Genomic DNA, 21,902 nt, shown 5'->3' on the forward strand with positions numbered 1-21,902 from the left:
GCGGCCGTCAGAAGCCGCGCAGGGAGAGAGCACCGTCAGCCATTGTTGCGGTGAATCAAGTTGTGCTCCAACTCATTGTTTATGTGAAAATTTGAGCAATTCCGGAAAAAGCGGGGACCGGTTGTCCATCCGGAATTGCGACAAGATAAGGGACTGGATCCGGTCATCGATTCGGTGAAACGATGATACGATCTGGACCGATTGCGGAGACCGGCCTGCGGCTCGGAGGTGCGGAAGAATGACGATAGTCATTGCGCTTATCATAGCGATCCTGGCTTTGTGGCTTGTCGCCGCGATCTACTGCCGAATACGGCTGGGATTGAGCCTGCACCAAGCGATGCTCTATGCGCCGCTGAAGTTTTTCTTCCGCATCGGCGACGGCGCCATCGTCACGGCTCACGCGGCGGAGCCGCCCGTCATCTATGCGGTGTGGCACCGGTCTCGCCTGGAGCCGGCATTGATGCTGGCGATCTTGCCGAACGACACGCTGCATATCCTGGATGAGGCCTCGGCGAACGCCTGGTGGCTCGATCCCTGGCGCGCACTGGCACGTACCATCGCCTTCAACGCCCGGCACATCTTCGTCAGTCGGCGGCTGGTGCGCCGCCTTAGGGGCAAGGGGCGGCTCGCCGTCTACCTTCCGGACAACGAGGCGCCGGACGCCAAGGCCTTCCGTCTCTTCCGGGCGATCGCCCGCATCGCCGCGGCGGCGGAGGCGCGCGTGGTGCCGATCCATGTGGAAGGCTCCGTGCGGTCGTTCTTCTCACTGGCGCCGGACGGTGGGCGGCAGCTTCTGCCGCGCCTGACCGTGGCCACACTGGCGCCCCTGACCATTGCCGAAATGGTGGCGCTCGCCGATACCGAAGGAAAGCCGATGGCCGCCAATGCGCTGTTCGACCGCATGCTGGCGGTTCGCCGCGCAGCGCCCGAGACGACGAAGGATCCCGAGTTGGCCTGAGGCCGCCGGTGGCTCAGTCCCCGGCGTCCTTCGCCGCCGCTTCCTCGCGCTCCGCACGGCGCGAATAGGCGCGCACGCTGAAGGCAAGGAAGACGAGATAGGCAATGGCAGAGGCCGCCATGGTCTGCCAGGTGTAGCTGGCCAGAAGCAGCGCGTAGAAGACGACGACGAGCATCAGCGGCATCACCAGCTCGCGGCGAACGCGGCTGCCGGAGCTTTTGCCGGAATAGACCGGCAGGCGGCTGATCAGGAGAACCGCGATGGCCAGCGTATAGGCCGAGGCCGCCAACGCCACCGGGCGGTCCGGCACCACGCCGAGAAACCCGACATAGACCGGCAGCATGACGAGTGCGGCACCCGCCGGCGCCGGCACGCCGACGAAGTAGTCTGCCTGCCAGGCCGGGCGGTCCGCATCGTCCAGCATGACGTTGAAGCGGGCAAGACGCAGCGCACAGGCAATGGCGAAGAGAAGCGCGGCGATCCAGCCGATGGCCCCTGCCCTGTCGAGCATGTAGGCGTAAAGCACAAGTGCGGGGGCGACGCCGAAATTGACGATGTCGGCAAGCGAATCCATCTGCGCGCCGAATTTCGAGGAGGCCTTGAGCATGCGCGCCACCCGTCCGTCCACGGCGTCGAGGAAGGCGGCGACAAGCACCATGATGACCGCCGTCTCCACCCGCCCCTCGAAGGCAAGGCGAATACCGGAAAGCCCGGCGCAGATGGCCAGCACCGTAATGAGGTTCGGCACGATGAGGCGCAGCGGGATTTCGCGGATGCGCGGTCCGCCGCCGCCGTGCGGCTCGAAAGGTGGAAACGGCCCGGCCATCAGGACACCCGCACGAGCGGCGGTGCTTCCTCGCTGCCGAACTCGGCGATGACCGTCTCGCCGCCGGTCGCAATCTGGCCGACGGCAACGCGCGGCCGGGCTCCTTCCGGCAGGTAGACGTCGACGCGCGAGCCGAAGCGGATGAGGCCGAAACGCTCGCCGACGGCAATCTCACCCGGCGCCTCGGCCCAGCAAAGGATGCGACGGGCGACGAGGCCGGCAATCTGCACCACGGGAATAGGCCCGTGAGGGCTTTCGATGATGAGGCTGTTGCGCTCGTTCTCACTACTGGCCTTGTCGAGGTCGGCGTTGAGGAAGCGGCCGGGCCGATGCTCGATCAGCGAAACGCGCCCGCGCACGGGCGCGCGGTTGATGTGGCAGGCGAAGACGTTCATGAAAACCGAGATGCGCAACATCTCTTTGGAGCCCAGGCCGAGCTCTGGCGGCGGCACGGCCGGGCCGACGGAGGATACCGAACCGTCGGCCGGCGCGATGACCAGCCTGTCGTCGACCGGCGTGACGCGCGGCGGATCGCGGAAGAAAAAGGCGCACCAGGCCGTCAGCAGCATGCCGATCCAGAACAGCGGCTCCCAGATGAGGCCGAGGACGAGGGAGGCGACTGCGAACCCGGCGATGAAGGGATAGCCCTCACGGTGGATGGGCACGAATGTCTTTCGGATCGTGTCGACTAAGCTCATCGGTTCTCCGCGCCCCGGTGGATATCAGGTGCGGATTTCCTATCGGAAAGAGCGCCGCGCTGCAACGCGGGTGGCACAGCTATGCCCTTGCTTCCGGTATGGGTGGAGCGCAGAAGTCCAACGGGAAGACACCGATGGCTGCCTTGCGGAAAGCGGATCGCCTCCGTAGCTTCCTGCGGTCGTTCCGACATATCTGTTTTGACCATGGCACCAAGAATATCGTCAAGAATTGCAAGCTTCGTTGATGCGCTGCCATTGGAACCCGGTTTTCGGGTTCTCGAAGTGGGTTGCGGGCCAGGCGTTGCCGCTCGCGAGATTTCGCGACGTATCGGCAGCGGCACAGTCGTTGCGATAGATCGTTCGGCCAAAGCGATCAGGATCGCAACTGACGGATCAAAGCCTGAGATCGCAACCGGTCGGCTGCGTTTCCAGCACGTCGCAATCGAGGATTTCGAGTTGCGATCCGGGGAGGAGCCATTCGACATCGCCTTCGCCATGCGGGTCGGAGCTCTTGACGGGCGTCACCCGGAGTTGAGGAAATGTGCGATGAACCGCCTGAAAGCGGCTCTAAAACCGGAAGGTCTATTGTTCATTGACAGCGACATTCCCGTTCGAGGTAGTGAAATAGATGACTAAGATCGAGACCTGAGCCGATCGTACCATTGCCGAGGGACGGCAACGGGCCGCAAGCAGAATTCGAGCCGAAGCCCCATCCGCTCCTAATAACTCGGCACCTTCCGCACCACCACGCCCATCTCGTCCGTCTCGCGGGCGAGCCGCAGGCGCTCTTCCGCCTCGCTCGCCTCGCGCTGGCGATCCCACATGTCGGCATAAAGGCCGCGGGCGGCGATGAGTGCGTGATGGGTGCCGCGCTCGGCGATGCGGCCGTCCTTCAGGACGATGATCTCGTCGGCGGCAATGACGGTGGAAAGCCGGTGGGCGATGACCAGCGTCGTGCGGCCGCGGCTGACCATGTCGAGGGCGGCCTGAATCTCCTGTTCGGTATGGGTGTCGAGCGCAGAAGTCGCCTCGTCGAGGATGAGGATCGGAGGCGCTTTGAGGATGGTGCGGGCGATGGCCACACGCTGCTTCTCTCCGCCGGAGAGCTTCAGCCCGCGCTCGCCGACCATGGTGTCGTAGCCGGCGGGCAGGCCGTCGATGAAATCGGCGATCTGCGCCAGTTCTGCGGCCCGGCGCACCTCCTCCTCCGATGCATCAGGCCGGCCGTAGCGGATGTTGTAGGCAATCGTATCGTTGAAGAGCACCGTGTCCTGCGGCACCATGCCGATCGCTGCCCGCAGGCTTTCCTGCGTGACGTCGCGCACGTCCTGGCCGTCGATCAGGACGGCGCCCTCCTGAATGTCGTAGAAGCGGAAGATGAGGCGCGAGATGGTTGATTTGCCGGCGCCCGAGGGGCCGACCACCGCCACCGTCCTGCCGGCGGGAATGTCGAAGCTGATGCCCTTGAGGATCGGCCGATCCCCATCATAGGCGAAGGCGACATCGTCGAAGCGCACATGGCCCTTATCGACCTTGAGCGGCGCCGCACCCGGCCGATCCTGCACCTCCGCGGGAACATCGAGCAGATCGAACATCTGCTCGATGTCGGTAAGGGCCTGGCGGATTTCGCGGTAGATGAAGCCGATGAAGTTGAGCGGAATCGATAGCTGCATCAGCATCGTGTTGATGAAGACGAAGTCGCCCACCGTCTGCGTGCCGCGCATCACTTCCCACGCCGACAGCCCCATGGCAGTGGCCATGCCGAGGCCGAAGATGACGCCCTGACCGAAATTCAGCCAGCCGAGCGAGGTCCAGGTCTTGGTGGCCGCCTCCTCGTAGCGCCCCATGGAGCGGTCGAAGCGGCTGGCCTCCATCGCCTCGTTGTTGAAGTATTTCACCGTCTCGAAATTGAGCAGCGAGTCGATCGCCTTGGTGTTGGCGTCGGTGTCGGAATCGTTCATCTCCCGGCGGATGGTGATGCGCCAGTCGCTCGCCCGCACCGTGAACCACGTATAGAGGCACACGGTGACGGCGATGATGGCGACATAGGCCCAGCCATAGGCGACGGCGAAGATGACGGCCGAAAGGGCGAACTCCAGGATTGTGGGGACCGTGTTCAGGATTGTGAAGCGGACGATGGTATCGATGCCCTTGGTGCCGCGCTCGATGATGCGCGACAGGCCTCCCGTACGCCGCTCCAGATGGAAGCGCAAAGACAGCGCGTGCATGTGCACGAAGGTGCGGTAGGCGAGCTGGCGTACGGCATGCTGGCCGACGCGGGCGAACAGCGCATCGCGAAGCTGGTTGAAGCCGAGCTGGACGACGCGCACCAGATTGTAGGCGACCACCAGCATCAGGGGACCGGCCAGGACGGCCGGCAGATAAGCGGGCGCCGTCCCCTCGCCCGAAAGCTCGTCGGTCGCCCATTTGTAGAAATAGGGAACGAGAACGAGGATCACCTTCGCCAGGACAAGGAAGACAGTTGCCACCACCACGCGAAACTTGAGATCCTGCCGGTCGGACGGCCACATGTACGGCCACAGGTTCACCAGCGTGCGGAGCGTGGTGCCGGATTCGGCGGAGACGGTTTTTTGGGCCAATGCGTGCTGCCTCAGATTTCCCTGCCGTTCTCGTCCGCCCGCGCGGCGCAGGCATTGAGAAGGCCGCCCACCGCCCCGGAAAGCGCCAACAGCGCCTCCCTGTCCACCGCATAGCGCGAGCGCTGTCCCTGCGGGCTCATGCGCACCAGCCCCGCCTCAAGAAGGATCTTCAGGTGCTGTGAGACGGTGGACTGGGCAAGCTGCAGCCGGCAGACGACGTCCTTGCAGCAGCAGTAGTCGACGCCAGAGAGATAGCGCAGGATCTCGATGCGCGCGGGATGCGCCAAGGCGAAAAGGCCACGGGAAAGCACGTCAGGTGCGCAACAGCCGGAAGCGGGCGCGGACGGTTCGGAGATGTTTGCCAAGCTATTCATCGTTAATCGTCGATATACGATGAACAAGTCAGTTGCAAACGGAAAGAGGTTTTCGCTGTCGGCGGGCTGCTGCCCAGCCGCTCCACGCTCCCGTAAGCCTATCCCTCCTCGTCCCGGGCCTCCTCCGGCGGGACGGCCTGTTCGCCGATGGCGCCGAGGTCGGCTTCTTCGCCTTGCTCGGTCTTCTCCGGCAGGGCGAAGATCTGTCCCGGCCAGATGCGGTCGGGATCGCGGATCTGGTCCTGGTTGGCGAGGTAGATGGTGGTATAGCGGATGCCATGCCCATAGACGCGGCGGGAGATGTGCCACAGCGTGTCGCCGCGGCGGATGATGACGGCGCCATCGACGGGCTCGAGCGGCGGCGCCATCTCGGCGGTCTCGCCGACGCTAGGCGCCACATCCTGCCCACTCTCCCCGGCTTCGGCCGTCCGCCGATCGCCGTTCTCGGCAGCCTCCCGTCGATTGCCGTTCACGGCAGCGTCGGCGCTGTCGTCAGCCGTTCCGGTGCCCGGCATTTCGGCCTTTGCGTCCGTCCGTATCCTCCTGTTCGGATCGGGCGCCACGGCGGCGATCTGCTCCCCTTCCTGCCGCTGGAAAGGAACGGCGGCACGGGCGATCACGCTGGCATCGTCGTCGCCGAGAACGTCGGCGCGCACGATATAGTCGCCCACCGGCAGATCGCGTTCCGTCTCGACAAGGAAGCTGCCGTCCGGATTGACGGTCGTTTGGCCGAGCAACACGTCGTTGACATAGACGCGCACATGGCGGCCAGGTTCGGCCGTGCCGGCCACGAACACCTGCCGCCCATCAATCTCAACTGCCTCTATGAAGGCCGAAACGCCTGTGTCGGCCGGCGCCTCCTGCTCGGAACCGTCGGCCTCGGCCGCCTGCGCGTCCTGCCCCTCCTGCGCGGGTGCCTCAGCAGCCCGTGCCGGCGCGTCCTGCCCTTCCCCCGCAGACCCAGCCGTGCCGGCCGCCTCATCCGACTGGGCCTCCGCTATCGGGCCGACACGCTCTTCGGCGGGAGTTGTCTCGCCGGGCCGATCGTCGGTCGCATCCGACGACCGCTCCGCCATCTCTCCGGTTTGGCCGGCATCCTCATCGCCGTCAGGCGCCGTGGCCTGTTCCCCGGAAGGTGCCTGCGCCTCGGCCGGTTCGCCCTCCGCTTCGGCGCTTTGCGCGGCCTCGGGGACATCGCCCGCCGGCGCCTCGCCCTCAGGTCTCGTGATCAGACGGCTCGGCTGGCCCGGCTGCTGCACCAGGGCGACAACCTGGCCGCTGCCGGCGGACGGGATCGACACGACGGCCGTCTCCTCGGAGGTGGCGGCTACGTTGTCGGAAGAAGTGGAGCGCAGCACGATGTTATGCTCTCCCGGCGTCAGCGCCTGATCGAGCACGGCGGCAAAATCACCCGATGGCCCGGCTTTGGTCGTGGCCAGAAGCATGGAGCCGCTCAGGACTTCCACCTCGGCGCCGGGAGCGGCCCCGCCCGCGACGACCATAGAGCCGTCAGGCTCGACGCGCAGAACGTCGAAGGAAGGAACCACCACCTCCTCCTCCGGCCGCGCTTCGGCGTCGTCCTTCGACGCTCCCTCCGCTTCTTCGGGTGCTCCTGCACCGGCGGAGGTACCCTCGTCACGCCGCGTCGATGAAGCCCCGGCGCCAGCATCTCCGGCGTCGAGCGCGGCCGTCTTTTCACCGGCGCCTTGCGCCGCCGGATCGAACGCGCCGGCAAAGTAGGCGGTGCCAACGCCGAAAACGACCATTCCGGCGATAAAAAACAGCACCTTGAGCGGAGTAATCGCCATCAATCCCGATCCCATGGCCCCTATTTTGAGCGGTCTATCCTGTTTTTCCAAGGCCTACAAGGAAAAGCCCGTGGCGGCCGGCCCTGCCGGGAAAACCATCTCGGAGTCGTTTCCATCTTGACCCGACTCGGCTGTGCAATCACCAATCAACGCATGAGCACGATCACATCCGTCTGCGTCTATTGCGGCTCCTCCCCCGGCCGCGACGGCAGCTTCCTCGAAGCGGGGCGCAAACTCGGCAACGATCTGGCGCGCGCCGGCTTACGGCTCGTCTACGGGGCCGGCGCCACGGGTATCATGAATGCCGTCGCCACCGGCTGTCTGGAGGAGGGCGGCGCGGTGACGGGCATCATCCCACGCTTCCTTATCAACAAGGAGGCGCCGGGGTCGTCGCTCGACAGGCTCGACGATCTCATCCTCACCGACGACATGCATCAGCGCAAGCACATTATGTTCGACCGCTCGGACGCTTTCGTGGCACTGCCCGGCGGCATCGGCACGTTGGAGGAGATCGTCGAGATCATGACGTGGGCGCAGCTCGGGCGGCACGAGAAGCCGATCGTCTTCGCCAATTTCAGCGGCTTCTGGGGACCTATGCTCTCCCTCCTCTCGCACATGAAGGCGGAAGGCTTCATCCACTCGCAAGAGCGGGTGCGGCCGTTGGTCATCGACCGCGCCGAGGACATCGTGCCGGCGCTGACCCGCACCGGCGCCTATTCGGAAGGCGACCCGGCCATCATCGGCCGCCTCTGACGGAAGCGCGCCCGCAGCATCGGCCACGTATAGATCACCAGCGCCGACCAGATGAGGGCGAAAGCGACGGCGCGCACGCCGCCGAAAGGCTCCTTGAAGGCGAAGACGGCGATGAGGAAGATCATGGTCGGCGCGATGTACTGCATGATGCCGATCGTCGAGTAGCGCAGGAGCTTTGCGCCGAAGGCGAAGAAGAGCAGCGGCACCGCCGTGACCGGCCCGCAGGCCAGTAGCAGCCAGGTATCCGTCGGTACAGAAAGCCGGAAATGCCCCTCCCCCGTCCACTGCACCCAGGCGATGTAGCCGAGCGCCGGGATGCTGAGGATCAGCACTTCAAGGAAGAACCCCTGGCTGGGGCCGACGGGCAGCGTCTTGCGCAGGAAGCCGTAGGTGGCAAAGGAGAAGGCGAGCACCAGCGACACCCAGGGCAGCCCGCCCGCGTCGACCGTCAGCACGACCACCGCCAGCGCGGCCAGCCCCACGGCAGCGACCTGCATCGCACTCAGCTTTTCGCGCAGGAAGATCGCCGCGAGCGCGATCGAGACCAGCGGGTTGATATAGTAGCCGAGCGCCGTCTCGACGGCCCGGCCGGCGCCGACGGCCCAGACATAGACACCCCAGTTCACCGCGATGAACGTCGCCGTCAGCGCCGCCATCGCCAGTGTGCGCGGGGAGCCGAGAGCCCGCCGGATGTCTGCCGTGCGGCGCAGGAGGAGGAGCACGACGCCGGCAATCGGCACCGACCAGACGACGCGGTGCGCCACCACCTCGCTGGCGGGAATATGCGCCACCGCTTTCATGAAGAAGGGCAGCATGCCCCACAGCAGATACGCCGAGAGAGCGAAAAGAAAGCCGCGCAGCGATTCATCGTCGCTGGCAGGCTGGGGAGCCGTGACCGTTTCAGCCATATATCCTATACGGCCGCGAGGCCGGTCCTTTCGCGGTTCTTCACCAGCTTGTAGACGATGGAATCCATCAATGCCTGGAACGAGGCGTCGATGATGTTGTCGGAAACGCCGACGGTCCACCAGCGCGCGCCGGTGATGTCCTGCGATTCGATGAGGACGCGCGTCACCGCCTCTGTGCCGCCGTTGAGGATACGCACCTTGTAATCCGCCAGCGTCAGGTCGGCGATCTCGCTCTGATACTTGCCGAGGTCTTTTCTGAGCGCGATGTCGAGCGCGTTGACCGGTCCGTGGCCCTCGGCGACCGAAAGCAGCGTCTGGCCATCGACGGTTACCCGCACGACGGCCTCGGATACGGTCTTCAAATTGCCCATGGCGTCGAAGCGGCGCTCAACCATGCAGCGGAAGCTGTCGACCTTGAAGAACTCCGGCACGCTGCCCAGCGTGCGCCGCGCCAGCAGCTCGAAGCTCGCGTCGGCACCCTCATAGGCATAGCCGATCGCCTCGCGCTCCTTGACGAGCGCGATGAGCGTGTCGAGGCGCGGATCGGCCTTGTCGACCTTGATGCCGCGCCGCTTCAGTTCGGCAATGAAGTTCGACTTTCCGCCCTGGTCCGAGACCATCACGCGGCGCGTGTTGCCGACAGCTTCCGGCCGCACATGCTCGTAGGTCTCAGGCTCCTTCAGGATGGCCGAAGCATGGATGCCCGCCTTGGTCGCGAAGGCGGAGGCGCCGACATAGGGCGCCTGGTTGTTGGGTGCGCGGTTCAGAAGCTCGTCGAACGCATGCGAGAGGCGTGAGATGTCCGCAAGCGATTCCCGCGAAATGCCGGTCTCGAACCGCTCCGCATACGCGGGCTTCAGCATCAGCGTGGGGATCAGTGTGATCAGATTGGCGTTGCCGCAGCGCTCGCCGATGCCGTTCAGCGTGCCCTGGATTTGGCGCACCCCCGCCTCAACTGCGGCCAGAGAGTTGGCGACCGCCTGGCCGGTGTCGTCATGGGCGTGGATGCCGAGATGGCTGCCGGGGATGCCGGCGGCGATCACAGCGGTGACGATGTCGCGGATTTCGCCAGGCTGCGTGCCGCCGTTGGTGTCGCACAGCACCACCCAACGGCTGCCCGCCTCATAAGCCGCCTTTGCGCAGGCCAGGGCATAGTCCGGGTTTGCCTTATAGCCGTCGAAGAAATGCTCGCAATCGACCATCGCCTCCTTGTCGGCGGCGCGCGCGGCTTCCACGGAGGCGCCGATCGCGTCCAGATTCTCCCCGTTCGTCGCGCCGAGCGCCAGACGCACGTGATAGTCCCAACTCTTGGCGACAAAGCAGATCGCATCGCTCTTCGACTGCACGAGAGCCGCCAGCCCCGGATCGTTGGAAGCAGAAACGCCAGCGCGCTTGGTCATGCCGAAGGCGACGAAGGCGGAGCGGCCGGTGCGCTTCTCGCTGAAGAAGGCGGTGTCGGTCGGGTTGGCGCCGGGATAACCGCCCTCGACGTAATCCATGCCGAATTGATCAAGCAGGCCGGCGATGGCGATCTTGTCCTCGACGGAAAAGTCGATACCCGGCGTCTGTTGCCCGTCGCGCAGGGTGGTGTCGAAGAGGTAGATGCGTTCTTTACTGGACACAGTTATCGATCCACGAATTGGTCTGTGGCACGGATGAGCCGGTCAAGGATGCCCGGTTCGGAGAATGCGTGACCCGCGCCTTCAATCAGGTGAAACTCCGCCTCCGGCCATGCCTTGTGCAACTCCCACGCGACACGCAGCGGACAGGGCATATCGTAGCGCCCATGGATGATGACGCCGGGGATACCCCTCAGCTTCACGGCGTCCCTCAAAAGCTGGCCCTCCTCCAGCCACGCTCCATGCACGAAATAATGGTTCTCGATGCGCGCGAAGGCGATGGCGAAATCGTCCTCGCCAAACGCCTCGCTAAGCGACGCATCGGGCAGAAGCGTGATGGTCTCTCCTTCCCACAGGCTCCACGCTTTGGCCGCCTCCAGCTGGACCGCCCGGTCGCCGGATGTCAGACGCCGGCGATAGGCGCCCAGCAGGTCCCCGCGCTCGGCCTCGGGAATGGGAGCGACAAAACGCTCCCACTTGTCCGGGAACATCTCCGAGACGCCAAACTGATAGTACCAGTCGAGCTCGGCCCTGGTGAGCGTATAGACGCCGCGCAAAATGAGCTCGGAGACGCACGCCGGATGGGTTTGCGCGTAGGCAAGCGCCAGGGTCGAGCCCCAGGAGCCGCCGAAAACCTGCCATTTGTCGACGCCCATCATCTCGCGCAGCCGCTCGATGTCGGCCACGAGATGCCACGTCGTGTTGGCCTCCAGGCCGGCGTGGGGCGTGGACTTGCCGCAGCCGCGCTGGTCGAACAGCATGACGTCGTATTTCTGCGGGTCGAACAGGCGCCTGTGCTTCGGCGAGATACCGCCTCCCGGACCGCCATGGAGGAAAACGGCCGGCTTGCCGCCGCGCGTTCCCGCCCGCTCCCAATAGATGCGATGCCCGTCCCCGACATCCAGCCTCCCGCTGTCGAAGGGCTCGATTTCGGGATAAAGCGTGCGAAGCCTGTTCATTCGAGTGTCTCCGGCGGCCACTCTTCGGTGTCGTGATCGGGATGCTGCCGGCTGGTGCGCCTTATCTGCGCAAGCAGTTCGGGCGGATCGGTCTCCTCCGACGCCGTGCTCTCCAGCCCGGCAAGTTCGGCAAACCACGGCATACGTCCCTCGCTGCCTGCCTGCCGCGCTGGCTTCACGCGCTCGGGATGGTCGAGAGAGCCGAGTGCGACGCTGATGCGGCCGGGACCCTCCACGAAGCGGTAGGTGAGCGGGGTTCCGCAATCGCGGCAGAAGCCGCGCTCCACCAGGCCCGAACTCCTGAAGATGGCAAGCGCACCACGCGTCACCTCGAAATCGTCCATCTCAACGCTGGCGAGCGGCGCAAAATATGAGCCGAAGGCCTTCTGGCACATGCGGCAATGGCAGATGTGGGGGTTATGCGGTTCCCGGTGCAGCGTATAGCGCACCGCGCCGCACTGGCAGCCGCCGGTGATGGGCTCAGTGTTCATCAATGTTCCTCCGGCGGCCATTTCTCGGTGTCGTGGTCGGGGTGCTGGTAGGAGACAAGATCGGAGAGATAGTCCGTCACGGATACATCTTCCATCGTCTCATGCCCCGGCAACCCGTGAAGCGTATCGACATAGGGCAGCTTGCCCTCGATGCCCCACTGGATCGCCGGTGCCAGTTCATCCGGGTGATCGAAGGCGCCAATGGCGAGCGCTAGGCCGTCCTCGCTGTTGTCGGGCGCCTCGAAGGTCAGCGGCGTGCCGCATTCGGCGCAGAAGCCGCGCTTCACGTGATTGGACGACTGGAAGCGCTTGGGCTCGCCGCGGGTCCATCGAAACTTGGCGTCGCGCACCGAGACCAGCGGCGCATAGAAGCTGCCGAAGGCTTTCTGGCACATACGGCAATGGCAGATAGACGGCCTGCCGAGAGCGCCTTCGGCACGAAAGCGCACGGCTCCACACTGGCAGCCGCCGGTGTAGATCGGTTCGTTGTCCAGGCTCATGATTGCCTCCTTCCGCTCTCAATCCGGCCGATGACAGACGGCCTCGACATTATTGCCGTCCGGGTCGAAGACGAAGGCTCCGTAATAGTCGGGATGGTAATGCGGCCTCAGCCCCGGCGCACCATTGTCGCGTGCGCCGGCGGCGAGAGCCGCTTCATGAAAGGCATCCACCTCCGCACGCGAGTTGGCCGTGAAAGCCACGTGCTTCGGCTCGCTTTCCCCCTCGCCCTCGTGCAACCAGTAGACCGGCCGCTCGCGCCCATAGCCGCCAACCTTCACCCCGCCGGTATATTCCACCGGCACCATCATCAGAAGCCTCGCGCCAAGCGGCGCCAACGCCTTGTCGTAAAACGCCTTCGCCCGCTCGAAATCCGCGACCTTGATACCGATATGATCGATCATCGCTTCACCTCCCATCGCGTCCTGCGTTCACCCGTCTCCGGATCCTTATAGTCCATAAGCTGAATGCCTCGTGCCGCCATGTCCTCCCGGATCCTGTCGGCCTCCGCAAAGTTCTTCTCACGAATGAAGGAGAGGCGTGCGGCGATCTCCGCCTCCACCACAGCCTCATCGATCGAGGCACCAGCGGCCTTGCCGGAGAACCACTCTTCCTGCGACTTCTCCAGGAGCCCGAGGAGCGCACCGCTCGTCTTCAACGCTGCCTTCGCCCCCTCGCTCCCTTTCGCCGCCTGAGCACGCAGTTCGTGAAGGGCTGCGATGGCGCCGGTGGTGTTGAGATCGTCGAGCAGCGCACCGAGCGTGTCGGCGCAGATCATCCCTGCCGCCTCGGCGTCGCCCACTGCACGATACCAGCCGTCGAGCACGCCCTCCGCCTCCTCCAGCTTGCGCTGCGAGAAGTCGATTGGCTCGCGGTAGTGCGTCATCAGCATGGCAAGCCTGAGCACTTCGCCCGGCCACTTGCGGCCGCCGAAATTCTCCGCCGCCAGAAGGTCGTGGATGGTGACGAAGTTGCCTTCCGACTTCGCCATCTTCTTGCCCTCCACCTGCAGGAAGCCGTTGTGCATCCAGTAGTTGGCCATCGTCTCGGTGCCGTGGGCGCAGCGCGACTGGGCGATCTCGTTCTCGTGGTGCGGGAAGATGAGGTCAAGCCCGCCGCCGTGGATGTCGAAAACCTCGCCCAGATAGGCGGCCGACATGGCCGAGCATTCGATATGCCAGCCGGGTCGGCCGCGGATCGCCACCTCTTTCCCGTCGATCGTGAAGGTCGCCTCCCAGCCGGGCTCCTCGGCCGAGGATTCCTTCCACAAGACGAAATCGGCCGGGTTCTTCTTGTGCGGGTCGACGGCCACGCGGGCGCCGGCCTGCTGGTCCTCCAGCTTGCGCTTGGAAAGCCCGCCATAATCCGGCATGGAGGCGGTATCAAATAGGATTTCGCCTTTAGCCTCATAGGCATGGCCGCCGTCGATGAGACGTTGAATCAGGTTCACCATGTCTGGGCGGCCGTCGGCGCGCGGCAGGACGAACTCCGTGGCACGCGGCTCCACACTCGGCTGCAGGCAGCCGAGTGCCGCCACATCGGCGTGGAACTGGCCGGCCGTCTTCTCCGTCACCCGTCGGATCGCCTCGTTGAGCGACAGCCCGCCGGCCTCGATCTCCGCGCCATAGTCGCGCAGTGCGCGGGCGTTGATCTTGTCGTCGACGTCGGTGATGTTGCGCACATAGGTGACGCTGTCCTCTCCGTAGAGATAACGCAGCAGACGGAACAGCACGTCGAAGACGATCACCGGCCGCGCATTGCCGATATGGGCGAAGTCGTAGACGGTCGGGCCGCAGACATAGACCCGCACATTGGCGGCATCCAGCGGAACGAAATCCTCCTTCCGCCGCGTCAGCGTGTTGTAGATCCGCAGTCCCTTGAACCCGTCAGGCATCCTCAATCCCCTCATCTCGCCCCGTCATCTCGAACACTTGCACTTGCGCAACGCAAGCTGAACCCCCGGCCTGCTGGCCTGGGCGTTTTTCGTGTCGGGCAAGAAAAGGCGAAAACGACCGGACCAGCGGAAGGCGCTAGCCGATAATGCAAATGCCGATGATGGCGAACAGCGTTTTCATGGTGGTCCTTATCGCCTTCACGCCCGCCCTCGTCAAGCACGGAGATTGCCGGGGCATGTGTTGCAGCAGCCACACAATGTGAAGGAAGTATTAAGCTTGTTACCGCAATTTTATGAACTGGACCGCGGCACAGGGTGTTTAGGGCGCAAAGGACATGAATATGTCGGAATCAGCACCCAGGTGCGACGAGAAGGGACCATAAACCCAGGCAAGAACCATGGCCTCAGACAACGCCAGGCAAGAGAAAGCCAATCCCGTGAAACAGACACCAGCGAAGAAGCAGCTTGTCGACCAATACCGGAAGGTCGGCCCTGCAGCCATCAACGCTGCGCTTTTGTGCAAGGGTAAGCCGAAAAAGAAGGACGAGCCCAAGCGCCTATATGAAGCGCGCGAGGAGGCTTAGGCCCAACGCGGCCATCACCAGGCCGATCAGGCTGTCGAGCACGCGCCAGGCGCGTGGCCGGGCGAACACCGGCTGCAGGAGCCGGGCGCCGTAGCCCAGTCCGTAGAACCACAGAAATGACGCCGCGATGGCGCCCACGGCAAAGCTCGTGCGTGCCGCGCCGGCATAGGCACCGGACAAAGATCCCACCAGAATCACCGTGTCGAGATAGACGTGCGGGTTGAGGAAGGTGAAGGCGAGGCAGGTGGCGACCGCCGCCTTCAGCCCCGTCGCCCCGCTGCGCGCGGCATGCAGCGCATCGGGGTGCAGGGCACGGCGGAAAGCCTTGGCGGCGTAGGCGAAAAGAAAGACCGCGCCGCCGAGCGTGACCGCCGAAATCAAAACCGGTGAACGGGCCACCAGCGTTCCAAGCCCCGCCACGCCCGCCGCGATCAACGCGGCGTCGGAGAACGAACAGATCAGGCACAGGATGAAGACGTGCTGGCGCAGCAGGCCTTGGCGCAGGATGAAAGCATTCTGCGCGCCGATCGCCACGATCAGCGAACCGCCGAGGAGAAGACCGGCCAGGAAGGGGGAATAGAGTGGGTCGTCCATGGACTGCGATTTGCCCTAGCCAGACGGCGCGTGCAACAGGCAAGCGCGGCAAAGGCATAGGGCCAGCAGCGACATGCCAGCGGACGGACCAGCGCATTCGGAAAATGCCGGTACCCCTTTCGCGCCCCCTCCGTCCTGCCGGACATCTCCCCCACGAGGGGAGATTGGCCGTGGCGAAGGTTTCGCCCAGTCGCCTGTGTTACAGGGGAAGCGCCGGCAAAGCGGCCAGCGCAATCCCCCCGTGTGGGAGGAGATGTCCGGCAGGACAGAGGGGGCGCGAAGAGCGACACCTACAGAACCCACGCCGGGCGTTTCAAAACAACCGCAATTGCTCCGCCCGTTCCGCAACCTCCTCCTCCACCACTTCCGGCTCGACCCGCTCCTGCACCTCCGGCCCCGTATTGGCCACCTTGTTCACTCTGTCGGAAACCGGAACCGCCTCGAAGAACCCCTCCTCCACCGGCGCCAGCAAATCCGCCACGTCGCGCGGTTCGGAGCGCACGCAGTCGAGCCAGCGGGAAAAGTGCTCCGGCCGGATGACCGCCGGCATGCGGTGGTGGATGTCCGCCAGGTCGCGGCTTGCCGCCGTGGTCAGGATGGCGCCGGTGTCGATCTCACTGCCGCCGGGCTCCGCGTAAGTCTCCATCAGGCCGGCGAAGGCGATGGGGCCGCCGGAACGGGGGCGTACCCAATAAGCCTGCGTGCGCCCCTTGCCGCTGCGCCGCCATTCGTAGAATCCGGACGCTGGCACTAGGGCGCGGCGATGGCGCATGGCGGCGCGGAAGGTCGCCTTCTCGGCCGCGGTCTCCGAGCGGGCATTGATGAGAAGCGGCATGTCCTTCGGGTTCTTCGCCCAAGAGGGAATAAAGCCCCAGCGCACGAGCAGCGCCCGCCGGTCCGGCAGGTTGGAGCCTTCCGGGCGCGGCGCGCCGCCGACGGTCATCAGGATGGGCTGCGTGGGCGCGATGTTGTAGCGCGGTGGGAAGGCCTCCACCTCGGCGACGCCCAAGAGCGCCTCCACACCCTCCGGCCTGTCAGTCAGCGCAAAGCGTCCGCACATTCGTCCTGCCTCCATATTCAAGACGGCGTTGCCACGCCGGGGGCTGCGGGTAAGGTAAGGGCATGCACCGAGGATGCAACGATGGACAGGGGTGATATCCACGCCGTTTCGGTGGCGGCGATGCAGGACGGCCGCTTTTTGCTGGTACGGCGTGGGCGGGCGCCCGCGCGCGGGCTGTTCGCCTTTCCCGGCGGGCGTGTCGAGGCCGGTGAGACCGACGAGGAAACGGCACGGCGCGAGCTTCGCGAGGAAACGGGGCTCACGGCGGACGAGATCACTCCCCTGTGCGAGATGACGATCGACGGCGACGGCGGGCGGCGATACCGGCTCAAGGTCTACCGTGCACTCCAGCTACACGGCACGCCCGTTGCCGGTGATGATGCCGACCATGTGGGCTGGTATGCGCTCGACGAGATGCGCGAGCTGCCGATCACGGCAAGCACCCTCGCTGTCGCCGAGGATATGGAAGCCGGCATCGGGAAATAGCATTTCTCTTGCGTTGTGACCGGTTTCCCGGCGACAAGAAGGCATGAGATCGTCGTCGAAGCCCTTAGCTGCTGCCGCGCTTTTCCTCGCCTCCGTCTTCGCCGCGCCGGCGGCCGCCGTCGACGCACCCTACGACCGTCAGCTCATGCGGCTCTCGGAGGTGCTGGGCTCGATCCACTACCTGCGCCGCCTGTGCGGCGAGGAAGATGGCGGCTGGCGTGCGCAGATGGAGGCGCTGCTCAGGGCCGAAGCCCCATCCGAGGAGCGCCGGGCCAAGCTGGTGGCAAGCTTCAACCACGGGTACCGCTCCTTCGCAGCGATCTATTCGACCTGCACCGAATCGGCGGTCCAGGCAATCGAGCGCTATATGAGCGAAGGCGAGGCGCTGACGAGCGAGATCGTGCTGCGCTACGGCAATTAGAGCGGGCTTGCGGCCCGTGAGGGTAAACCCGCCCCACCCGCGATTCACCCGCCGTTAACTGCGATGAGCGGTGCCCGCACGCTGCCGCATTTGCCGTGGTAGTCCATCGTCTGGGACATTTTGGGACTCCGGCGCACTCCGACCCCGGACCGGCGCCGAAGCGACGGGTGAGGTTGCCATGTATATGACTGTTGCCGACATCGAAGCGCAGATCGAGGAAGAGAAACGCTCGGCCTGCACCGAATGCCATAGCGCGGCCTGGGCCGAAGGCCTGTGGGCGGGAATCGAACCGGAGATCATCGCCGAGGCGGCTCTCGCCACGGCCTTGAGCGAGCTCGGCAAAAACGGTGGCGAGGACGCGCTCGTCTCGCTGCTGGAGCATATGCGCGATCGCGTCCTGGCGGGCGATTTCACCCCGCAACGCACCTGCCATTGAGCTTGCCACCGCCTTTGGGTATGTCTTGCGAGGCAAGCTGCCTCTAACAGTCCGTCTTAAATCCCGGCGGCCAACAGACGCGCGAAGGTGGCGCCGATGCCGACATTTCTCCCACCGGCCTTCACGGGCCGGCCGTTCGTTGTGGCACTGGCTGTTGCCGGGCTGCTGAGCCTTACAGCCGAGGCGCGTGCCTTGAGCGAGGCGCTGCCGGAGTACGCATCGGAGGAAGAGGAGCCCGGCGCCGAGCGCATCCTCCTGCCCGGCGCGGAGCCGTCTTCCCAAGCGGACGACCAGCCGACGGGCGACGTCACGCGGCCCGACACACGCCTCGACGAGGCCTCACCGGAGGTGATCTACGACCTCGACCAGCTTCCCGAGCCCGTGCGGCGCATGCGCAACCTCATCATCGAAGCCTCCCGCAGCGGCGATCTGGAGAAGCTGAGGCCGCTCATCGGCACGGGTCCGGAGAAGACCCAGCTCTCGCTCGGCGGGCTCGACGGCGACCCGATCGACTTCCTGCGCGAGGTTTCCGGCGACGAGAAAGGCCATGAGATCCTGGCCATCCTGCTCGAGGTGATGGAAGCGGGCTTTGCGCGGCTCGACGAGGGTACGGAGCGGGAGCGCTATGTATGGCCCTATTTCTTCGCCCTGCCGCTGGAAGAGCTGACGCCGGAGCAGCGGGTCGAGCTTTTTACGCTTGTCACGGCCGGAGACTATGAAGATATGAAGGCGTTCGGCGCCTATATCTTCTACCGCGCCGCAATCACGCCGGAAGGGCGCTGGCTGTTCTTCGTCGCAGGCGATTGAGGAAAATGGAGGCGATATGCCCGACGCAACCACCCTCGCCCAGCCGGGCACAAGCGAACTGCCGCAGGTGCGGCGCGGCAGCCGGACGCGGCTCGTGCGCCGGGTGATCCTCTTCCAGGTGAAGCTTTTCGCGGACGGCCTGCGCGACTTCGTGATGAGCCCCCTTTCCATTGTCGCCGGCGTCCTCGGCCTCTTCAGCCGCGACCCCGAAGGCGCTTATGATCGCCTCATGCAGTTCGGCCGCGACACGGACCGGTGGATCAACCTTTTCGATGCCTACGGCGCGCAGCCGGGCGGACAGGGTCCGACGCTGGACGCGGTCGCCGACGAGATCGAGACGGCCATCCGGCGCGACTATGCCGACGGCGGCGTGAGCGCGCGGAGCGCGGAGGCGATGCTGGGCCTCGCCCGGCAGTTGCGGCGCCGGCGGTAGCGGTCTTGCCGACAGGCCCGGAGCCGCTTACCTAGACGGGAAGCCGCACTCGACCGGATTCGGGGACCGCCCTGCCCATGCCCACAGCCCAGATCGCCGACCGCGCCGTCCTCCTCGTTACAGGACCGGACGCCGAACCCCTCCTGCAGAACGTCATCACCCCCGATCTTTCCGCCCTTAATGAAGGTGAAGCACGACCGGGAACCCTGCTCACGCCACAGGGAAAGATCCTGTTCGATTTCCTCATCTCGCGAACCGGCGACGGCTTCCGGCTCGATTGCCGAAGCGACGTGGCGCCGGACTTCCTCAAGCGGTTGATGCTCTACCGGCTTCGGGCAAAGGCGGAGATTTCCCTTGAGGAACAATCTCCTGTCCATGTTTCATGGCAAACTGATTCACCGGCTTCCTGGGACAAATCAACATCCGTCGCCGACCACCGTTTCCCCGAGACGGTCGTCCGGCATTACGGCGAAGACGTCAAAGCCGACGCGCCCGAGGAGGAGTGGCACCGCCTGCGGGTGGCGCACGGCGTGGCCGAGAGCGGCAGCGACTACACGCTTGGCGATGCGTTCCCCCATGACATCCTCTACGACCAGAACGGCGGCGTCGGCCTCAGGAAGGGCTGCTTCGTCGGCCAGGAGGTGGTCTCGCGCATGCAGCACCGCGGCACCGCACGGCGGCGCCTGGTGATCGTGCACGGCGACGCTCCTCTCCCCGCCTCCCGCACGGATCTGACGGCCAACGGCCGTGCGCTGGGCGCGCTCGGCACGGTGTGCGGAAATGACGGCCTGGCGATCCTGCGCATCGACAAGGCGGCCAGCGCCCGCCAGGCCGGAACGCCGATCCTCGCCGGCGACATTCCCGTTACGCTTACCGTGCCCGCCTATGCCTTCACGCTCGACGGCGGCGGTGAGGCGGAGACGGCCTGATGGCGAAACGCCCGGCCGAGCCGCCGCGCGCCTGGCAGCGCATGCTTTCCGGCCGCCGGCTCGACCTCCTGGATCCCTCCCCCCTGGACGTCGAAATCACCGACATCGCGCATGGGCTGGCGCGCGTGGCGCGCTGGAATGGGCAGACTGAGGGCGACCACGCCTTCTCCGTGGCGCAGCACTCACTGCTGGTCGAGCAGATCTTCCGCCAGCTGAACGAAGATGCCGGCCCCGACTGGGCCATGGCTGCGCTCCTGCACGACGCGCCGGAATATGTCATCGGCGACATGATTTCCCCCTTCAAGGCGACACTGGGCGACGACTACAAGTCGGTGGAAAAGCGCCTGCAGCGGGCAATCCACCTGCGCTTCGCCCTGCCGCCCGAAACACCGGCCAAGCTCCTGGCGGCGATCAAGCGCGCCGACCGCATCGCTGCCTTCTTCGAGGCCACAAGGCTTGCCGGTTTCTCCGACCATGAGGCTGCGCGCTTCTTCGGCCGGCCGCGCGGCTTTTCCGCCGATGCGCTGACCCTCCCCCCGCAGCCCGCCCGCCGCGCCCAAAAAGCCTTTCTCGCCCGCTTTCACCTCATCGAGAAGCGACGCGCCAAGGCGTCCGAGACGCGTACAATCAACGGTTTATTCACCTCTTTCCCCTAGGGCATCGATAGAGGCCGAACTGCGGCACTACGGGGCGAAGCCGGTATTGGCATTCCGAACAACCGATATATCCGACCGGATATAGCCGCCTGATTTGGTCGGGCTGCGGCTGGGGGCTTATGTGTCATGGTTGAACGGAGACTTTTCACATGGAAACGGAAACCGCACTTGCACACCTGAGCGAGCTCGCCGTCAGCTATTCCCTCTCCGTGCTGGGTGCGATCGTCCTCATCCTCGCCGGCATCATCGCCGCCAGCGTGCTGCAACGCTGGGTGGGAAACAGCCTCCGCCGCTTCCCCAATTTCGACGAGACGCTGGTGCGCTTCCTCTCCGGAACCGTGCGCTACATCGTGCTTGCGCTGGTGCTCGTTGCCGTTCTGGCGCAGTTCGGCGTGCAGACGGCCAGCATCATCGCCGCCCTCGGCGCGGCTGGTCTCGCCATCGGCCTCGCCCTCCAGGGCACGCTGCAGAATGTCGCCGCCGGCATCATGCTCCTGGCACTCAGGCCTTTCCGGGTCGGCGAATATGTCGATGCCAGCGGCATTGCCGGCACGATCGAGGAGGTCGGCCTTTTCGCCACCGAGCTGAAGACCGCGGACGGGATCTACATCCTGGCCCCCAATAGCGAGCTCTGGAACAAGGCCATCACCAACTACTCGCGCAACGCGCTACGCCGCTTCGACCTAGCGATCGGCATCGGCTATGGCGACGACATCGAAAAGGCGCGGAAGATCCTGATAGACCTAGCGGAGGCGGACGAACGCGTGGTCTCGGTGCCGGAACCCTCCACCTTCGTCGGCGACCTGGGCGACAGCGCCGTTGTGGTGACACTCCGCTACTGGACGGCCACGATCGATTTCTGGTCGGCCCGGTTCGACCTCACCCAAGCGGCGAAGCAGGCTTTCGACAAGAACGGCATCTCCATCCCCTTCCCGCAGCGCGATATCCACTACGTCCCCGCGGAAGCGCCGAAACCACCCGCAAAGCCACGCCGCGCGGCCTAGATACCGGCGTCCGAGCGCCTTCACGGCCAAGGCGGGCGCATAAGCCCGCCTTCTCAATTCATCAAAACTATTGAACGCACAGGCCTCATCAATTCGTTCAAATAAT

At 65.1% G+C, this 21,902-nt stretch carries 25 protein-coding genes; 11 read left to right on the forward strand and 14 right to left on the reverse strand.

Going from position 1 to position 21,902, the window contains the following annotated elements; genetic code table 11:
* Positions 1–238 precede the first annotated feature (238 nt).
* Positions 239–958: a 2-acyl-glycerophospho-ethanolamine acyltransferase gene (locus N5A92_RS13035; protein WP_260903302.1), complete on the forward strand. Its 720-nt coding sequence runs from the start codon at positions 239–241 to the stop codon at positions 956–958.
* A 13-nt stretch (positions 959–971) separates the two neighbouring features.
* On the opposite strand, the gene pssA is transcribed toward N5A92_RS13035, so the two are convergent.
* Together pssA and N5A92_RS13045 are read right to left on the reverse strand one after the other, a co-directional pair.
* On the reverse strand, positions 972–1,784 hold the full coding sequence (gene pssA / locus N5A92_RS13040) for a CDP-diacylglycerol--serine O-phosphatidyltransferase (RefSeq protein WP_260903303.1): 813 nt from the start codon (positions 1,782–1,784) through the stop codon (positions 972–974).
* Positions 1,784–2,482, reverse strand: a complete 699-nt coding sequence (locus N5A92_RS13045; RefSeq protein WP_260903306.1) for a phosphatidylserine decarboxylase — start codon at positions 2,480–2,482, stop codon at positions 1,784–1,786. Before N5A92_RS13045 ends, pssA begins: the two co-directional genes overlap by 1 nt.
* 204 nt (positions 2,483–2,686) lie before the next feature.
* Between N5A92_RS13045 and N5A92_RS13050 the strand changes: the two genes are divergently transcribed.
* On the forward strand, positions 2,687–3,118 hold the full coding sequence (locus N5A92_RS13050; RefSeq protein WP_260903621.1) for a class I SAM-dependent methyltransferase: 432 nt from the start codon (positions 2,687–2,689) through the stop codon (positions 3,116–3,118).
* Positions 3,119–3,201: 83 nt separating this feature from the next.
* On the opposite strand, the gene N5A92_RS13055 is transcribed toward N5A92_RS13050, so the two are convergent.
* The 3 genes from N5A92_RS13055 to N5A92_RS13065 all read right to left on the reverse strand — a co-directional run bounded on the left by N5A92_RS13055 (position 3,202) and on the right by N5A92_RS13065 (position 7,264).
* Entirely contained in the window at positions 3,202–5,082 is a 1,881-nt protein-coding gene (locus N5A92_RS13055) for an ABCB family ABC transporter ATP-binding protein/permease (RefSeq protein ID WP_260903307.1), read from the reverse strand.
* A gap of 11 nt (positions 5,083–5,093) precedes the next feature.
* Entirely contained in the window at positions 5,094–5,456 is a 363-nt protein-coding gene (locus N5A92_RS13060; RefSeq protein WP_260903310.1) for an ArsR/SmtB family transcription factor, read from the reverse strand.
* Positions 5,457–5,554: 98 nt separating this feature from the next.
* Complete coding sequence (locus tag N5A92_RS13065) at positions 5,555–7,264, reverse strand: LysM peptidoglycan-binding domain-containing protein (RefSeq protein WP_260903312.1); 1,710 nt, start codon at positions 7,262–7,264, stop codon at positions 5,555–5,557.
* 153 nt (positions 7,265–7,417) lie between these two features.
* Here N5A92_RS13065 and N5A92_RS13070 point away from each other — a divergent pair, with 153 nt between their 5' ends.
* A complete protein-coding gene (locus N5A92_RS13070; protein ID WP_260903316.1) occupies positions 7,418–8,017 on the forward strand; it encodes an LOG family protein in 600 nt (199 codons plus the stop codon).
* On the opposite strand, the gene rarD is transcribed toward N5A92_RS13070, so the two are convergent.
* From rarD to N5A92_RS13115, 9 genes are all read right to left on the reverse strand, one after another.
* Positions 7,978–8,925 (reverse strand): EamA family transporter RarD, encoded by a 948-nt coding sequence (gene rarD / locus N5A92_RS13075; RefSeq protein WP_260903317.1) that lies wholly within the window; start codon positions 8,923–8,925, stop codon positions 7,978–7,980. The two genes, N5A92_RS13070 and rarD, sit on opposite strands and share 40 nt — an antisense overlap.
* 5 nt (positions 8,926–8,930) lie before the next feature.
* Positions 8,931–10,547 (reverse strand): citramalate synthase, encoded by a 1,617-nt coding sequence (cimA, locus tag N5A92_RS13080; RefSeq protein ID WP_260903322.1) that lies wholly within the window; start codon positions 10,545–10,547, stop codon positions 8,931–8,933.
* Positions 10,548–10,549: 2 nt separating this feature from the next.
* On the reverse strand, positions 10,550–11,503 hold the full coding sequence (gene pip / locus N5A92_RS13085) for a prolyl aminopeptidase (RefSeq protein WP_260903325.1): 954 nt from the start codon (positions 11,501–11,503) through the stop codon (positions 10,550–10,552).
* A complete protein-coding gene (locus tag N5A92_RS13090; RefSeq protein ID WP_260903330.1) occupies positions 11,500–11,994 on the reverse strand; it encodes a GFA family protein in 495 nt (164 codons plus the stop codon). The genes pip and N5A92_RS13090 overlap by 4 nt, the downstream gene beginning before the upstream one ends.
* Positions 11,994–12,494: a GFA family protein gene (locus tag N5A92_RS13095; RefSeq protein ID WP_260903332.1), complete on the reverse strand. Its 501-nt coding sequence runs from the start codon at positions 12,492–12,494 to the stop codon at positions 11,994–11,996. Before N5A92_RS13095 ends, N5A92_RS13090 begins: the two co-directional genes overlap by 1 nt.
* 18 nt (positions 12,495–12,512) lie before the next feature.
* On the reverse strand, positions 12,513–12,896 hold the full coding sequence (locus N5A92_RS13100) for a VOC family protein (protein ID WP_260903333.1): 384 nt from the start codon (positions 12,894–12,896) through the stop codon (positions 12,513–12,515).
* Complete coding sequence (gene cysS, locus N5A92_RS13105; protein ID WP_260903336.1) at positions 12,893–14,386, reverse strand: cysteine--tRNA ligase; 1,494 nt, start codon at positions 14,384–14,386, stop codon at positions 12,893–12,895. The genes N5A92_RS13100 and cysS overlap by 4 nt, the downstream gene beginning before the upstream one ends.
* Before the next feature lie 557 nt (positions 14,387–14,943).
* The gene (locus tag N5A92_RS13110) at positions 14,944–15,564 is read right to left on the reverse strand and encodes a LysE/ArgO family amino acid transporter (RefSeq protein ID WP_260903338.1); all 621 of its coding nucleotides are present in this window, start codon (positions 15,562–15,564) and stop codon (positions 14,944–14,946) included.
* Positions 15,565–15,877: 313 nt separating this feature from the next.
* Positions 15,878–16,624 carry an SOS response-associated peptidase gene (locus tag N5A92_RS13115; protein WP_260903341.1) on the reverse strand — a complete coding sequence of 249 codons (747 nt, stop codon included), beginning with the start codon at positions 16,622–16,624 and terminating at the stop codon, positions 15,878–15,880.
* Between the two features lie 81 nt (positions 16,625–16,705).
* Here N5A92_RS13115 and N5A92_RS13120 point away from each other — a divergent pair, with 81 nt between their 5' ends.
* The 8 genes from N5A92_RS13120 (at position 16,706) to N5A92_RS13155 (ending at position 21,796) form a co-directional block, all read left to right on the forward strand.
* Entirely contained in the window at positions 16,706–17,110 is a 405-nt protein-coding gene (locus N5A92_RS13120; RefSeq protein ID WP_260903344.1) for an NUDIX hydrolase, read from the forward strand.
* Positions 17,111–17,153: 43 nt separating this feature from the next.
* The gene (locus tag N5A92_RS13125; RefSeq protein ID WP_260903345.1) at positions 17,154–17,531 is read left to right on the forward strand and encodes a TIGR02301 family protein; all 378 of its coding nucleotides are present in this window, start codon (positions 17,154–17,156) and stop codon (positions 17,529–17,531) included.
* Positions 17,532–17,709: 178 nt separating this feature from the next.
* Complete coding sequence (locus tag N5A92_RS13130) at positions 17,710–17,967, forward strand: hypothetical protein (RefSeq protein ID WP_260903348.1); 258 nt, start codon at positions 17,710–17,712, stop codon at positions 17,965–17,967.
* 96 nt (positions 17,968–18,063) lie between these two features.
* Complete coding sequence (locus N5A92_RS13135; protein WP_260903350.1) at positions 18,064–18,774, forward strand: cytoplasmic protein; 711 nt, start codon at positions 18,064–18,066, stop codon at positions 18,772–18,774.
* Between the two features lie 16 nt (positions 18,775–18,790).
* Positions 18,791–19,207, forward strand: coding sequence for a hypothetical protein (locus N5A92_RS13140; RefSeq protein ID WP_260903353.1), 417 nt, complete (start codon positions 18,791–18,793; stop codon positions 19,205–19,207).
* Positions 19,208–19,284: 77 nt separating this feature from the next.
* The gene (gene ygfZ / locus N5A92_RS13145) at positions 19,285–20,136 is read left to right on the forward strand and encodes a CAF17-like 4Fe-4S cluster assembly/insertion protein YgfZ (RefSeq protein WP_260903354.1); all 852 of its coding nucleotides are present in this window, start codon (positions 19,285–19,287) and stop codon (positions 20,134–20,136) included.
* On the forward strand, positions 20,136–20,792 hold the full coding sequence (locus tag N5A92_RS13150) for an HD family hydrolase (protein WP_260903356.1): 657 nt from the start codon (positions 20,136–20,138) through the stop codon (positions 20,790–20,792). The genes ygfZ and N5A92_RS13150 overlap by 1 nt, the downstream gene beginning before the upstream one ends.
* A gap of 149 nt (positions 20,793–20,941) precedes the next feature.
* A complete protein-coding gene (locus tag N5A92_RS13155) occupies positions 20,942–21,796 on the forward strand; it encodes a mechanosensitive ion channel family protein (RefSeq protein ID WP_260903357.1) in 855 nt (284 codons plus the stop codon).
* The last annotated feature ends 106 nt before the right edge of the window (positions 21,797–21,902 follow it).

Origin of the sequence: Chelativorans salis (assembly GCF_025336525.1) — a bacterium.
GTDB lineage: Bacteria > Pseudomonadota > Alphaproteobacteria > Rhizobiales > Rhizobiaceae > Chelativorans > Chelativorans salis.